Source organism: Pseudomonas sp. 1152_12 (genome assembly GCF_052850675.1).
Genome location: NZ_VXCW01000004.1, coordinates 242,843 through 257,907, shown reverse-complemented (window position 1 = coordinate 257,907; position 15,065 = coordinate 242,843). Strand labels below are relative to the sequence as shown.

Below are 15,065 nucleotides of genomic sequence, written 5' to 3'. Positions count from 1 at the left end.
CTTAACTGTCGCCTGCGGCAAGGTTGCATCATGCAGCACGCACTGACAAGAGAGGATGAAGGCTAAGTGCTATATGGCTGTTATCGGCCGCGGGAGCGGTTTCTACAATCCATGTGATGGGTGGCGCATTGACGCAGGTGCGAAGCCCCTTGCCTCTACAAAAAAGCAGGCGAAAAAAAAGCCCCGCCATTTGGCGGGGTTGAGGTACGAGCGTGGCGCTCGGAAATCGGTGCAGCCAGGCCTCCCCAGTGAAAGGGAGGCCCGTTTGAGGTTTACAGCAAGATGGTGCGGATGTCGTTCAGCAGTTGGCTCAGACGCTGCGTGAAGCGTGCAGCAGCGGCGCCGTTGATCACGCGGTGATCGTAGGACAACGACAGCGGCAACATCAGCTTCGGCTGGAACGCTTTACCGTCCCATACAGGCTGGATAGTGGCCTTGGACACACCCAGGATCGCCACTTCCGGCGCGTTGACGATTGGCGTGAAGCCAGTGCCGCCAATGTGCCCGAGGCTGGAGATGGTGAAGCACGCGCCTTGCATGTCGTCGGCGGTGAGCTTCTTGTCGCGGGCCTTGGCAGCCAGCGCAGCCGCTTCAGCGGCGAGTTGCAGCAGGCTCTTCTGGTCAACGTTCTTGATCACAGGAACCAGCAGGCCGTCCGGGGTATCCACGGCGAAACCTACGTTCACGTACTTCTTGCGAATGATCGCCTTGCCGCTTGGTGCCAGCGAACTGTTGAAGTCCGGCAGCTCCTTGAGCAGGTGCGCGCACGCCTTGAGCAGCAGTGGCAACACGGTCAGTTTCACGCCGGCCTTCTCGGCCACGGCTTTCTGCGCAACGCGGAAAGCTTCCAGGTCGGTGATGTCGGCCTGGTCGAACTGAGTCACGTGCGGGATGTTCAGCCAGCTGCGGTGCAGGCTCGACGCGCCGATTTGCATCAGGCGGGTCATCGGCACTTCTTCGGTTTCGCCGAAGCGGCTGAAGTCCACGACCGGGATCGGTGGAATACCAGCGCCGCCAGTCGCAGCGCCGGCAGCCGGAGCTTCCTTGGCCTTCTGCATCATGGCTTTGACGTAAACCTGCACGTCTTCCTTCAGCACGCGACCGTGAGGGCCGGTGGCCGACACAGCGTTCAGCTCAACGCCGAACTCACGGGCCAGCTGACGCACGGCAGGGCCTGCGTGAACCTTGGCACCGCTTGGCGCAGGTGCAGCAGCCGGAGCCGGTGCGGCCTCGGCTTTTGCAACAGGTGCAGGAGCGGCAGCCGCCGGAGCAGCTTCAGCTTTGGCAGCCGGAGCAGCAGCCGGTGCTGGCGCAGCAGCAGGTGCAGCGCCTTGTACTTTGAGCTTGAGGATGAAGTCGCCAGTGCCGACTTCGTCTTCCAGCTTGACCGCGATGCTTTCCACCACGCCGGCAGCCGGCGATGGGATTTCCATGGAGGCCTTGTCGGACTCCAGGGTGATCAGCGACTGGTCGGCTTCGACGGTGTCACCGACCTTGACCAGCAGCTCGATGATCTTGGCCTTGCCCGACGAACCGATGTCCGGAACATGAATGTCCTGAACAGTGGCAGCGGCCGGAGCAGCAGCCGGGGCTGCAGGGGCCTCGGCAGCAGCAGGTTTTTCAGCGGCAGGTGCGGGTTTCTCAGCGGCAGCCTGGGCTGGCGCTGGGGCCGCATCAGCGGCACCTTCGATTTCCAACTCCAGCAGTTCGTCGCCTTCTTTCAGGCGGTCGCCCAGCTTCACCTTCAGGCTCTTGACCACGCCGGCCTTGGGAGCAGGGATTTCCATGCTCGCCTTGTCCGATTCCAGGGTCAGGATGCTCTGGTCGGCTTCGACTGTGTCGCCGACCTTCACAAACAGCTCGATTACTTCACCTTCACCGCTGCCGATGTCAGGTACGCGAATGAGTTCGCTCACAAAAAATCTCCTCAGCAGTCCAGTGGGTTGCGTTTTTCCGGGTTGATCCCGAACTTGACGATAGCGTCAGCCACCACCTTAGGTTCGATCTCACCACGGTCAGCCAAGGCTTCCAGGGCTGCCAACACCACGAAGTGACGGTCAACTTCGAAGAAGTGACGCAGCTTCTTGCGGCTGTCACTGCGGCCGAAACCGTCGGTGCCCAGGACTTTGAACTCCTTGGACGGGACCCACTGGCGAATCTGTTCAGCAAACAGCTTCATGTAGTCGGTAGAGGCGATCACCGGACCTTTGCGGCCGGCCAGGCACTCTTCGACGTAGCTCTTCGCAGGCTTCTGGCCTGGGTGCAGGCGGTTGCTGCGCTCTACGGCCAGGCCGTCGCGACGCAGTTCGTTGAAGCTGGTAACGCTCCACACGTCAGCGCCGACGTTGAACTCTTCACGCAGGATCTTCGCCGCTTCACGCACTTCACGCAGGATGGTGCCGGAGCCCATCAGTTGCACGTGGTGCGCCGCTTCCTTGGTGTCTTCTTCGAGCAGGTACATGCCCTTGATGATGCCTTCTTCAACACCGGCCGGCATGGCGGGTTGCTGGTAGGACTCGTTCATCACGGTGATGTAGTAGAAAACGTCCTGCTGCTCTTCGGTCATCTTCTTCATGCCGTCCTGGATGATCACCGCCAGCTCATAGCCGTAGGTTGGATCAAAGGTGCGGCAGTTCGGGATGGTGGCAGCCAGGATGTGGCTGTGACCGTCTTCGTGTTGCAGGCCTTCGCCGTTCAGCGTGGTACGGCCGGCGGTGCCGCCGATCAGGAAGCCACGGGTACGGCTGTCGCCTGCTGCCCACGCCAGGTCGCCGATACGCTGGAAACCGAACATCGAGTAGAAGATGTAGAACGGCAGCATCGGCTGGTTGTGGCTGGAGTACGAAGTACCGGCAGCGATGAAGGAACTCATGGCACCCGCTTCGTTGATGCCTTCTTCGAGGATCTGGCCCTTTTTGTCTTCCTTGTAGAACATCACTTGGTCTTTATCGACTGGCTCGTAGAGCTGGCCGACGGAGGAGTAGATGCCCAACTGACGGAACATGCCTTCCATACCGAAGGTACGGGCTTCGTCCGGGATGATCGGCACGATACGCGAACCGATTTCCTTGTCCTTGACCAACTGCGCGAGGATCCGCACGAAGGCCATGGTGGTGGAGATTTCACGGTCGCCCGAGCCGTCCAGGATAGCCTTGAGGGTATCCAGTGGCGGAGTAGGGATGTCGAAAGACTTGGCGCGGCGCTGTGGCACGAAACCGCCCAGTGCAGTGCGACGCTCGCTGAGGTAGCGGGCTTCGGCGCTGTTTGGCTCCGGCTTGAAGAACGGCAGGTTTTCCAGCTCTTCATCCTTGACCGGGATGTCGAAGCGATCGCGGAACAGTTTCAGGCTTTCAACATCAACCTTCTTGGTGTTGTGCGCAGTGTTCTTCGCTTCGCCGGCACCGGTGCCATAACCCTTGATGGTCTTGGCCAGGATGACGGTCGGTTGTTCTTTGTGGTTGACCGCTTCGTGGTACGCCGCGTAGACCTTGTACGGGTCGTGGCCGCCACGGTTGAGTTTCCAGATCTCGTCGTCGGACAGGTCTGCAACCATTGCCTTGAGTTCAGGCGTGTTGAAGAAGTGTTCACGTACGAACGCGCCGTCTTTGGCCTTGTAGTTCTGGTACTCGCCGTCGATGACTTCGTCCATGCGACGTTGCAGGATACCGTCGACGTCCTTGGCCAGCAGTGGGTCCCAGAAGCGGCCCCAGATGACTTTGGTCACGTTCCACTGAGCACCGCGGAACACGCCTTCGAGTTCCTGGATGATCTTGCCGTTGCCGCGAACCGGGCCGTCGAGGCGCTGCAGGTTGCAGTTGATGACGAAGATCAGGTTGTCCAGCTTCTCGCGGCCAGCCAGGGAGATGGCGCCCAGGGATTCCGGCTCATCACACTCGCCGTCGCCCAGGAAGCACCAGACTTTCTGCTTGCCTTCAGGGATGAAGCCACGGGCTTCCAGGTATTTCATGAAGCGTGCCTGGTAGATCGCCTGGATCGGGCCAAGGCCCATGGATACAGTCGGGAACTGCCAGAAATCAGGCATCAGCCAAGGGTGCGGGTACGACGACAGGCCGCCACCGTCCACTTCCTGGCGGAAGTTGTTCATCTGGTCTTCGGTGATGCGGCCTTCCATGAACGCACGGGCGTAAACGCCTGGAGAGGTGTGGCCCTGGAAGTAGATCAGGTCGCCGCCGTGTTCGTCGGTCGGGGCCTGGAAGAAGTAGTTGAAGCCGATGTCATACAGGGTTGCGCTGGAAGCGAAGCTGGAGATGTGACCGCCCAGGTCAGAATCTTTCAAGTTCGTGCGCATAACCATCGCCATCGCGTTCCAGCGTACCAGCGAGCGAATGCGGCGTTCCATGAACAGGTCGCCAGGCATGCGTGCTTCGTGGGTAACGGGGATGGTGTTGCGGTATGGCGTGGTGATGGCGTAGGGCAGTTGCGAGCCGCTGCGGGTCGCGAGTTCGCCCATACGGGTCATCAAATAGTGAGCACGGTCTTCGCCTTCTTTGTCGAGAACCGATTCCAGGGCGTCCAGCCATTCCTGGGTTTCGACGGGATCGAGGTCTTGCATGGCTTGCTCCAGGGCGGAAAGGCTACCAGAATCGGTTGCCTGAAGTTTGCGACTGGCCTTGTGGGCAGACGACATAAATTCTTGGATGGCCGAAGGTTGCTTCGGCGTCCTGTAGTTTTACTACAAATCGTCGGCCATTTCAGCCTTTCGAATGTATATACGAGTAGTAAAACTACACAAGACTGAGCGTATGGCTCGGTCTGGCTGGTGAGCATAATCGTTATTGTTGATCTTTTGCGAACAAGAAAAGGTGAAAGTTTAATGTTGCCTGCCAAGATTAATTTAATTTCAGCTATTTATAACCTTTGTTCGACAGTCCTTCACCGAGCGTGGTTCTTGCGTTCACAACCACAAGCCATTTACGCGCCGATCAAGGATAGACCATGAGCCTTCCAACACAGGCCCCATTACCGGCCATTCTCTTGCCTTACGCCCAGCGCGCCGATCAGTCATTTCGTGACGCAGTGGCCGCGCTGGACGACGATCATGGCCTTTCTGCGTGGACGCCGCAACGGTGGGCCGACTTTGCCCGGGTGTGCGCCGCCAGTGATTTTGTGATTGAACAGAGCCTGCGTGACCCTTTGATGTTGCTCGAGTTGGTGGCTTGGGGCGAGCTGGACCGTGGCTTTGCCCCCGGCGAGCTGTGTGGCCAGATCGCCGGCGCCGTGCAACAGGCCGAAACAGAAGAGGAGCTGGGCCGCGTACTTCGTCGCCAGCGCACGCGCCAACAAGTGCGCATTATCTGGCGCGACCTGACGCGGCAGGCCGACCTGGTGCAAACCTGTCGCGACCTTTCTGATATGGCCGACGCCAGCATCGACCAGGCTTATCAGTGGTTGTACCAGCGTCATTGCGTGCAATTCGGCACACCCACCGGCCGGCGCAGCGGTGAGGCGCAGCACATGGTCATCCTCGGCATGGGCAAGCTCGGCGCCGTGGAGCTGAACCTGTCTTCGGATATCGACCTGATTTTCGCCTACCCCGAAGGCGGCGAGACGGTGGGCGTGAAGCGCGCCCTGGATAACCAGGAGTTTTTCATTCGCCTTGGTCAAAAATTGATCAAGGCCCTCGACCCTATGACGGTCGACGGTTTTGTGTTCCGTGTCGACATGCGCCTGCGCCCCTACGGTTCGGCCGGTGCTCTGGTGCTCAGCTTTAATGCGCTGGAACAGTATTATCAGGACCAGGGCCGCGACTGGGAACGCTATGCCATGATCAAGGCGCGCGTGGTTGCCGGTGACCAGGTGGCCGGTGCGCAACTGCTGGATATGCTGCGCCCGTTCGTCTATCGGCGTTACCTGGATTTTTCCGCCATCGAAGCGCTGCGCACCATGAAGCAGCTGATCCAGCAGGAAGTGCGGCGCAAGGGCATGGCCGACAACATCAAGTTGGGCTCGGGCGGCATTCGTGAAGTGGAATTTATCGCGCAGGCGTTCCAACTGATCCACGGTGGTCGCGACCTGAGCCTGCAACAGCGGCCGTTGCTCAAGGTGCTCGGCACCCTGGAAGGCCAAGGCTATTTGCCGCCGGCAGTGATCGCAGAGCTGCGCAACGGTTACGAATTCTTGCGTTACACCGAGCACGCGATCCAGGCGATTGCCGACCGCCAGACACAAATGCTCCCGGACAGCCCGGAAGACCAGGCGCGCATTGCCTTCATGCTGGGTTTTGCCGACTGGGCCGCGTTCCATGAGCGTCTTATGTATTGGCGTGGTCGGGTGGACTGGCACTTCCGCCAAGTCATTGCTGACCCTGACGAAGAAGAAGGCGAAGAAAGCGAGTTGGTCGTGGGCGGTGAGTGGTTGCCGCTGTGGGAAGAGTCCCAGGACGAAGAGGCCGCCTGTCGCCAGTTGGCTGAAGGTGGTTTTACCGATGCGACCAGGGCGCTCAAAGCCCTGGCTGGCCTGCGCGGCAGCCCGCAATTGCGGGCCATGCAGCGCCTGGGCCGAGAACGACTGGATGCGTTTATCCCGCGTCTGCTGGCCCAGGCCGTCGAGCACGCCAATCCGGATCTGGTGCTGGAGCGTGTGTTACCGCTGGTGGAAGCTGTCGCCCGCCGCTCCGCTTATCTGGTGCTGCTCACGGAAAACCCCGACGCTCTGCGCCGCCTGTTGACCCTGTGCGCTGCCAGCCCGTGGATCGCCGAACAGATCACGCGGTTCCCGCTGTTGCTCGACGAATTGCTCAACGAAGGCCGCCTGTTCAAGCCGCCGTTGGCGCCGGAACTGGCTGCCGAGCTGCGCGAGCGGCTCACGCGCATCCCCGAGGATGATCTTGAGCAGCAGATGGAAGCCTTGCGCCACTTCAAGCTGGCCCACCGCTTGCGCGTGGCCGCATCGGAAATCGCCGGCAGCCTGCCGCTGATGAAAGTCAGCGACTACCTGACCTGGCTGGCCGAGGCCATCCTCGAACAAGTGCTGGCCCTGGCCTGGCGCCAGACCGTGGCGCGCCACGGCTCGCCGCAGCGGGTGGACGGCACCTTGTGCGACCCGGGGTTCATCATTGTCGGTTATGGCAAAGTCGGAGGGATCGAATTGGGGCATGGTTCCGATTTGGACCTAGTGTTTATCCACGACGGTGACCCGCAGGCTGAAACCGACGGTGCCAAGCCGATCGACGGCGCGCAGTTCTTTACGCGCCTGGGCCAGCGGATCATTCACCTGCTGACCACCCAGACCAATTCGGGCCAACTGTATGAAGTGGACATGCGCCTGCGGCCTTCCGGCGCGTCTGGTTTGCTGGTGAGTTCGCTGGGGGCGTTTGAGCGCTATCAGGAAAATGAAGCCTGGACCTGGGAGCATCAGGCCTTGATCCGCGCGCGTGTGTTGGTGGGTAGCCAGGATGTGGGCCATGCGTTCGAGCAAGTCCGCGCTAAAGTACTGGGCCGTGAGCGGGACTTGTCGAAGCTGCGCCAGGAGGTCAGCGAGATGCGCGCCAAGATGCGCGACAACCTGGGCACCAAGTCTACGACGGCCGGCACCGGCGCCAATGCCTTTGAGTCCACGGCGGTGTTCGACCTCAAGCAGGACGCCGGAGGTATCGTCGATATTGAATTTATGGTGCAATACGCGGCTTTGGCGTGGTCTGCGCAACATCCATCGTTGCTGCGCTACACCGACAATATCCGCATTCTGGAGGGCCTGGAGCAGGTCGGGCTGATGCCCGCCGCCGATGCCCATCTGCTGCGCGAGGTGTACAAGGCCTACCGTTCCGCCGCGCACCGCCAGGCTTTGCAAAATGAGGCCAGCACCGTAGCCGGGGATCAGTTCGCCGACGAACGGCGCCAGGTGATGCGAATCTGGCAGGCACTGGGGTTAAGCTGATACTCGATTAATTGAGCGATGCCAATCTAATGTGGAAACCGGCTTTATGTGGGAGTGGGCTTGCTCGCGAAGCAGGCGCTGCGGTCTTTTTGGTGGATCGCGGTGATGTTTTTACGAGCAAGCCCGCTCCCACACAAGGCGGTTCCGTGGCTACCGCAACCTAGGGTAATTATCGATGCGGGGAGGCATAAGCCTCCCCGCATCGTTTGTGGAAACTACATGAATATTCTGATCGTTGGGCCCAGCTGGGTCGGTGACATGGTGATGGCACAGACACTGTTCCAGTGCCTGAAACAGCGTCATCCCGACTGCCAAATCGACGTGCTCGCCCCCGAATGGAGCCGGCCGATCCTCGAGCGCATGCCCGAGGTGCGCAAGGCCTTGAGCTTCCCGCTCGGCCACGGTGCCCTTGAGCTGGCAACACGTCGGCGTATCGGCAAGTCCCTGGCCGGCCAGTACGACCAGGCGATCCTGCTGCCCAATTCGCTGAAGTCGGCGCTGGTGCCGTATTTTGCCGGCACCCCGAAACGCACCGGCTGGCGCGGCGAGTTTCGCTACGTGTTGCTCAACGACGTGCGCATCCTCGACAAGGCGCGCTACCCGCTGATGATCGAACGCTTCATGGCCCTGGCCTATGAGCCCGGTGCTGAGTTGCCGACGCCGTACCCGCGCCCAAGCCTACAGATCGACCCGGTGACCCGTGACGCTGCCCTGGCCAAGTTCGGCCTGGCGCTCGACCGTCCAGTGCTGGCGCTGTGCCCAGGCGCCGAGTTTGGCGAGTCCAAGCGCTGGCCGTCGGAGCATTACGCCAAAGTCGCCGAGATGAAGATTCGCGAAGGTTGGCAGGTGTGGCTGTTCGGCTCGAAAAACGATCACGCGGTGGGCGAAGACATCCGTCAGCGCCTGATTCCCGGCCTGCGCGAAGAAGCGGTGAACCTCAGCGGCGACACGTCCTTGGCCGAAGCCATCGACCTGCTGTCCTGCGCCGATGCAGTGGTGTCCAACGACTCCGGCCTGATGCACGTGGCCGCGGCGCTGAACCGCCCATTGGTGGCGGTGTACGGCTCGACGTCGCCAGGCTTTACCCCGCCGTTGGCTGACAAAGTCGAAGTGGTGCGGCTGGGCCTGGAGTGCAGCCCGTGTTTCGACCGCACCTGCCGTTTCGGCCACTACAATTGCCTTCGCCAGTTGCTGCCGCAACCGGTCAGCGATGCCTTGCAGCGGTTGCAGGGCTCTGTGGTCGAGGTTCGTTAGTTTGCGAGTATTGGTAATCAAGACCTCATCCCTGGGCGATGTGATCCACGCCTTGCCGGCACTGACCGATGCAGCACGGGCAATCCCCGGCATTCGCTTTGACTGGGTGGTGGAAGAAGGTTTCGCCGAAATCCCGACCTGGCACCCAGCGGTGGACAAGGTCATTCCAGTGGCGATTCGCCGCTGGCGCAAAAACATCTGGCAAACCATCAAGAGTGGCGAGTGGCGGCGATTCAAACAGCGCATCCAGTCGACCAAATACGACTTGGTGATCGACGCTCAAGGCCTGCTCAAAAGCGCCTGGCTGACGCGCTACGTGCGTGCGCCGGTGGCAGGTTTCGACAAGCACTCGGCCCGCGAGCCAATGGCCGCGCGCTTCTACTCGCGCCGGCTGGCTGTTGCCCGTGGGCAGCATGCGGTGGAGCGTTTACGCCAGCTGTTCGCCGTGGCGCTGGGCTATGACCTGCCAAAAGGGTTGGGCGACTACGGCCTGAGCACCGAAAAACTGCTCGGGCTGCCAGCGAAAAAACCTTTCGTACTGCTGCTGCACGGCACCACTTGGGACACCAAGCACTGGCCCGAAGCCTATTGGCGCGAGCTGGCTGAGCGCATGGGTCGCCTGGGTGTGGACGTGAAGTTGCCGTGGGGCAATGCCGACGAAAAAGCCCGCGCCGAACGCTTGGCCCAAGGCCTGCAAAACGCCGAAGTGCTGCCCAAGCTGAACCTCGCCGGCGTGGCCCGCGTGCTGGCCGGCGCCCGCGCCTGCGTGGCGGTCGACACCGGCCTCGGCCACTTGGCCGCAGCCTTGGATGTGCCGACCATTTCCCTGTTCGGCCCCACCAACCCCGGCCTGACCGGCGCCTACGGCAAGGGCCAGATTCACCTGGCCAGCGACTTCCCGTGCGCACCGTGCCTGCAAAAGCACTGTACCTATCAACCCACGGCCGACGACCTGCGTCGGTTCGACATCAAGCGCGAGTCGCCCCTGTGCTTCACGCGCCTGAACCCTGAGCGTGTGGCAAGCCGACTGAGCACGTTGTTACTGGCTGAGGAGCTGCACTGATGCAACTGGCTTTTGTTCTGTACAAGTATTTCCCCTTCGGTGGCCTGCAGCGCGACTTCATGCGCATCGCCCTGGAGTGCCAGCAGCGCGGCCATCAGATCCGTGTCTATACGCTGATCTGGGAGGGCGACATTCCGCCCGGCTTCGAAGTGTTGGTGGCGCCGGTCAAGGCGTTCTTCAATCACCGTCGCAATGAAAAGCTCAGCGCGTGGATGGAAGCCGATCTGGCCAAGCGTCCGGTGGATCGCCTGATTGGCTTCAATAAAATGCCCGGCCTGGACGTGTACTACGCCGCTGACGGCTGCTTTGAAGACAAGGCGCAAAACCTGCGCCACTCGCTGTACCGCAGCTTTGGCCGCTATAAGCACTTTGCCGAGTACGAGCGTGCGGTGTTTGCCAAGGATGCCAAGACCGAAGTCTTGATGATCTCCGAAGTGCAGCAGCCGCTGTTCATCAAGCATTACGACACCCCGCTGGAACGCTTCCACCTGCTGCCGCCGGGCATCGCCCAGGACCGTCGCGCACCGCCGAACGCCGCCGAAATCCGCGAAGGTTTCCGCAAGGAATTCAACCTCGCCGACGACGACCTGCTGCTGGTGCAAATCGGCTCTGGCTTCAAGACCAAGGGCGTCGATCGCAGCCTCAAAGCCGTGGCCGCCTTGCCGGCAGAACTTAAAAAACGCACACGTCTGTTTGTAATTGGCCAGGACGACCCCAAAGTATTCCAACTGCAGAGCGCTACCTTGGGGCTGGGCGATAACGTGCAGTTCCTCAAAGGGCGCGGCGATATTCCGCGTTTTCTGCTGGGCGCCGACCTGTTGATCCACCCGGCGTATAACGAAAACACCGGTACGGTGTTGCTCGAAGCCTTGGTGGCCGGCTTGCCGGTGCTGGTTTCGGCCGTGTGTGGGTATGCCCACTACATCAGTGAAGCCGACAGCGGGGTGGTGCTGGATGAGCCGTTTGAACAAACGCAGCTCAACCACGCTCTGACTCAAATGCTTACCGACACTGCACAGCGCGCGGCCTGGAGCCGCAACGGGTTGGCCTTTGCCGAGATGGCCGACCTCTACAGCATGCCGCAGCACGCGGCCGATGTGATTCTGGCGGAGCCAAAACGATGAAGTTGATGCTTGCCGAACCGTTCAAGACCCTCTGGGGCGGGCGTGATGCCTTTGCCGAAGTCGAACGGCTGGAAGGCGAGGTGTACCGTGAACTCGAAGCCCGCCGTACCTTGCGTACCGAGGTGGGTGGCCGTGGCTATTTTGTGAAAATCCACCGCGGCATCGGCTGGGGCGAGATCGTCAAGAACCTGGTCACCGCCAAGCTGCCGGTGCTCGGTGCAGGCCAGGAGTGGCAGGCCATCCAGCGCCTGCAGGAAATCGGCGTGCCGAGCATGACCGCCGTGGCCTACGGCGAACGCGGCAGTAACCCGGCCGACCAGCACTCGTTCATCATCACTGAAGAATTGGCGCCCACCGTCAGCCTGGAAGATTTCAGCATCAACTGGGTCAAGCAGCCGCCCGAGCCACGCCTCAAGCGCGCACTGATCGCTGAAGTGGCCCGCATGACCGGCATGATGCATCGCGGCGGGGTCAACCATCGCGACTGCTACATCTGCCACTTCCTGTTGCACACCGATAAGCCAGTGACCTTCGATGACTTCAAGCTGTCGGTGATCGACCTGCATCGCGCCCAGACCCGCGACCGGATCAGCCATCGCTGGCGCGACAAAGACTTGGCTGCGCTGTACTTCTCGGCGCTGGATATCGGCCTGACGCGTCGCGACAAGTTGCGCTTCCTCAAGGGCTACTTCCAGCAACCGCTGCGCCAGATCCTCGCCGAAGAAAACGCCTTGTTGCAGTGGCTGCAAACCAAGGCCGACAAGCTGTACGCGCGCAAACAACGCTACGGGGATGCGCTCTGATGGCGGGTTGGAACCTGGAGCCCGCTTACGCCCGCCTGGCGGATGATTTCGGCAGCCTCGAGGCGGTGTTCGCCCTGGAAGGCGAGCAACTGACCCGCGACCCGCTGTCGGAAGTGATCCGCGTGGAGCGCGGCGGAGTCCATTACTACGTCAAGCGCTACGTCGGTGCTGGCAAAGGCCTGCGTCGCTACCTGGGCAAGCCGCGGGTGAAGTCCGAGTGGCAGAACCTCAAGCGCTTCGCCAAGTGGGGCATTCCCACTGCTGACGTGGTGGCCTGGGGCCTGGAACGCACGGGCTTGGCCTACGCCCGTGGTGCGATGATCACCCGCGAGTTGCCGAAAACCGAAGACCTGTCGGTGCTGGCTGATCGCAACGATCCGTGTTTGAAAGACCCCAAGTGGGTCAGCGTGGTCAGCCGTCAGCTCGCCGAATATACCCGCACCATGCACGAGCACCGCTTCACGCATAACGATTTGAAATGGCGCAACCTGTTGGTCGATGACCAGCAAACCCTGTACCTGATCGATTGCCCCAACGGTGACTTCTGGCGCGGCTTCTGGCTCAAGTACCGCATCACCAAGGACTTGGCCTGCCTGGACAAGGTCGCCAAGTATCACTTGTCGGCCACTCAACGCCTGCGCTTTTACATGCAATACCGCCAACGCACGCACCTGACGGCGTCGGACAAACAGCGAATTCGCCATGTGGTGAAGTTTTTCGAGGGACGCGAATGAGTGATTTCCTGGCGGCCGAAGACCGCGCTTTACTTGAGCGCAACGGCCTCGCTACCTTCGATGCCCTGTGGGCCAGGCAACTGGACGCAGTGGATGAACCCAACACCAGCGATGGTGGCTGGAGCAGCGTGTTTCGCCTGGAGCTCGAAGGCCAGGGTTATTACCTCAAGCGCCAGAGCAACTACCTGACGCGCACGCTGCACTCGCCGTTTGGTGAGCCCACCTTCGCCCGCGAGTTTCGCAATATCAGCCGTTATCAGAAGCTTGGTATCCCGGCGTTGCAAGCCGCATTTTTCGGTGAGCGCAAGGTCAATGGCGAGCGTCATGCGATGTTGCTGACCCGCGCCCTCGACGGCTGGAATGACCTGGATTCTTTGCTGGAGCAGTGGTCGCAACTGACGGACGCCCAGCACCGCGCGATCCTGCTGGCCTGCGCCCAACTGGCTCGGCATCTGCACAGCGTCGGCCAGGTGCATGGCTGCTTTTACCCCAAGCATATTTTCCTGCAGGCCACCGGTGACGCTTATGCCGCGCAGTTGATTGACCTTGAGAAAACCCGCCCGCTGTTGTTCGGCCAGCGTGATCGGGTCAAGGACCTTGAGCCCTTGTTACGCCGCGCCCCGCAGTGGACGGATGCGCAGGTGCGCCAACTGCTGGCCGCCTATCTGCAACAGCCTGAAGACAGCGCACCGGTAGCCGCCTGGTTCCAGCGCCTGACGGCGCGCCGCAGCCATAAGGAGAGCCGCTGATGTGTTTGTCCGAGCTGAAAAAAGCCGGCCGCGCGCCGAGCCTGCCGCTGACCATTGAGCTGGCGGACGCCGCGGGCACCGGGCAGTTGCAACTGCTCAGCCTGCTGCGCGTGATGCCGGGCGAACGCTATGTGGGCGCTGGCGTCTGGCGCGGGCGCACGGTGCTGGCCAAGTTACTGGTGGGCAGCAAGGCCGCGCGCCACTTTCAGCGCGAACTCAGCGGCGTGCGTCTGCTTGCCGAGCAAGACCTGACCACGCCGCGGTTGCTCGCCGATGGCTTGCAGGAAGGCGAGGGCGGTTGGCTGCTGTTCGAGTTTATTGAAGGCGCCGAAAGCCTTGCCGATGCTTGGCAGGCGGTCGAGGCGTTGCCGCCGTTGGCCGATGAACAAACCGCGGTGCTCGCTGAGGCCCTGGCGGCGATTGCCCGGATGCACGCCAAAGGCCTTTGGCAGGAAGACCTGCACTTGGATAACCTGCTGCGCCAGGGCGGCAAGCTGTACCTGATTGACGGTGCCGGGATTCGTGTGGAAGAGGCGGGCAAACCGCTGTCGCGCAACCGCGTACTGGAGAACCTCGGCGTATTTTTCGCGCAGTTGCCGAAAAACCTCGAGCCGTTCACCGAAGAACTGCTGGTGTATTACCTGCTGAGCAACGGCGAACATGCCGTGCCGCTGCAAGCCCTGGAAAAACAGGTGCGCAAAGTCAGCGCCTGGCGCTTGAAAGACTTTTTGAGCAAGGTTGGCCGCGAATGTACGTTGTTCAGCGTGGTGCGTGGCGCCTTTGCCCTGCGTGCGATTCGTCGCGAGGAAGAGGCCGCGATGCTGCCGGTGCTGGAGCAGGCCGATGCGTTGCTCGATCAAGGTCACCTGTACAAAACCGGTGGTGCGGCCAGTGTGGGCAAAGTCGAGGTGGCCGGTCGGCCGCTGGTGATCAAGCGCTACAACATCAAGGGTATTGCCCATTGGCTCAAGCGCTTCTGGCGCCCGAGCCGTGCCTGGCATTCGTGGCGCGAAGGTAATCGCCTGGCGTTTCTCGGGATTGCTACGCCAAAGCCGCTGGCGGTGTTGGAGACGCGGTTTTTCTGGCTGCGCAGCCGGGCTTATCTGGTGACCGAATTTTTGCCGGGCCCCGACATTATCGAGCGTTTCGCGCCCTACGTTGAGCACGGCGATGCGCCTGAAAGCGAACTGCTGGCCCTGGACCAGCTGTTTGCCGAGCTGATTCGCGAGCGCATCAGCCACGGCGACTTCAAAGGTCATAACCTGTTCTGGCACGTAGACCGCTGGGCGTTGATCGACCTGGACGCCATGTGCCAACACAGCTCAGTCGCCAGCTTCGCGCCAGCGTTTGCCAAGGATCGCGCGCGGTTTATGCGCAACTGGCCGCAGAGCAGTGCGCTTTACCGGTTGATCGATCAGCGCCTGCCAACGACGGTTGCCTGA

10 protein-coding genes are annotated in these 15,065 nt (G+C 61.3%); 8 read left to right on the top strand and 2 right to left on the bottom strand.

The annotated features are described in order from the left end of the window. Positions 1-272 precede the first annotated feature (272 nt). Together aceF and aceE are read right to left on the bottom strand one after the other, a co-directional pair. Positions 273-1,916 carry a dihydrolipoyllysine-residue acetyltransferase gene (aceF, locus tag FW764_RS09030; RefSeq protein WP_446433636.1) on the bottom strand — a complete coding sequence of 548 codons (1,644 nt, stop codon included), beginning with the start codon at positions 1,914-1,916 and terminating at the stop codon, positions 273-275. Positions 1,917-1,927: 11 nt separating this feature from the next. Beyond that, positions 1,928-4,573: a pyruvate dehydrogenase (acetyl-transferring), homodimeric type gene (gene aceE / locus FW764_RS09025; protein WP_083355608.1), complete on the bottom strand. Its 2,646-nt coding sequence runs from the start codon at positions 4,571-4,573 to the stop codon at positions 1,928-1,930. Positions 4,574-4,956: 383 nt separating this feature from the next. Here aceE and glnE point away from each other — a divergent pair, with 383 nt between their 5' ends. The 8 genes from glnE (at position 4,957) to FW764_RS08985 (ending at position 15,065) form a co-directional block, all read left to right on the top strand. Next, on the top strand, positions 4,957-7,896 hold the full coding sequence (gene glnE / locus FW764_RS09020; protein WP_446433635.1) for a bifunctional [glutamate--ammonia ligase]-adenylyl-L-tyrosine phosphorylase/[glutamate--ammonia-ligase] adenylyltransferase: 2,940 nt from the start codon (positions 4,957-4,959) through the stop codon (positions 7,894-7,896). Positions 7,897-8,115: 219 nt separating this feature from the next. Next, positions 8,116-9,150, top strand: a complete 1,035-nt coding sequence (gene waaF / locus FW764_RS09015) for a lipopolysaccharide heptosyltransferase II (protein WP_446433634.1) — start codon at positions 8,116-8,118, stop codon at positions 9,148-9,150. 1 nt (position 9,151) lies between these two features. Continuing rightward, complete coding sequence (gene waaC / locus FW764_RS09010) at positions 9,152-10,213, top strand: lipopolysaccharide heptosyltransferase I (RefSeq protein ID WP_446433633.1); 1,062 nt, start codon at positions 9,152-9,154, stop codon at positions 10,211-10,213. Then, positions 10,213-11,337 (top strand): glycosyltransferase family 4 protein, encoded by a 1,125-nt coding sequence (locus FW764_RS09005; protein ID WP_446433632.1) that lies wholly within the window; start codon positions 10,213-10,215, stop codon positions 11,335-11,337. Before waaC ends, FW764_RS09005 begins: the two co-directional genes overlap by 1 nt. After that, a complete protein-coding gene (rfaP, locus tag FW764_RS09000; RefSeq protein ID WP_446433631.1) occupies positions 11,334-12,140 on the top strand; it encodes a lipopolysaccharide core heptose(I) kinase RfaP in 807 nt (268 codons plus the stop codon). Before FW764_RS09005 ends, rfaP begins: the two co-directional genes overlap by 4 nt. After that, positions 12,140-12,874, top strand: coding sequence for a lipopolysaccharide kinase InaA family protein (locus FW764_RS08995; protein WP_446433630.1), 735 nt, complete (start codon positions 12,140-12,142; stop codon positions 12,872-12,874). The genes rfaP and FW764_RS08995 overlap by 1 nt, the downstream gene beginning before the upstream one ends. Then, positions 12,871-13,623: a lipopolysaccharide kinase InaA family protein gene (locus FW764_RS08990; protein WP_446433629.1), complete on the top strand. Its 753-nt coding sequence runs from the start codon at positions 12,871-12,873 to the stop codon at positions 13,621-13,623. Before FW764_RS08995 ends, FW764_RS08990 begins: the two co-directional genes overlap by 4 nt. Next, complete coding sequence (locus FW764_RS08985) at positions 13,623-15,065, top strand: lipopolysaccharide kinase InaA family protein (protein WP_446433628.1); 1,443 nt, start codon at positions 13,623-13,625, stop codon at positions 15,063-15,065. Before FW764_RS08990 ends, FW764_RS08985 begins: the two co-directional genes overlap by 1 nt.

Coding starts and splice junctions, on each gene's coding strand:
- aceE (WP_083355608.1), bottom strand. CDS start 4,573: ATGCAAGACCTCGATCCCGTCGAAACCCAGGAATGGCTGGACGCCCTG.
- glnE (WP_446433635.1), top strand. CDS start 4,957: ATGAGCCTTCCAACACAGGCCCCATTACCGGCCATTCTCTTGCCTTAC.
- waaF (WP_446433634.1), top strand. CDS start 8,116: ATGAATATTCTGATCGTTGGGCCCAGCTGGGTCGGTGACATGGTGATG.
- FW764_RS09005 (WP_446433632.1), top strand. CDS start 10,213: ATGCAACTGGCTTTTGTTCTGTACAAGTATTTCCCCTTCGGTGGCCTG.
- rfaP (WP_446433631.1), top strand. CDS start 11,334: ATGAAGTTGATGCTTGCCGAACCGTTCAAGACCCTCTGGGGCGGGCGT.
- FW764_RS08995 (WP_446433630.1), top strand. CDS start 12,140: ATGGCGGGTTGGAACCTGGAGCCCGCTTACGCCCGCCTGGCGGATGAT.
- FW764_RS08990 (WP_446433629.1), top strand. CDS start 12,871: ATGAGTGATTTCCTGGCGGCCGAAGACCGCGCTTTACTTGAGCGCAAC.
- FW764_RS08985 (WP_446433628.1), top strand. CDS start 13,623: ATGTGTTTGTCCGAGCTGAAAAAAGCCGGCCGCGCGCCGAGCCTGCCG.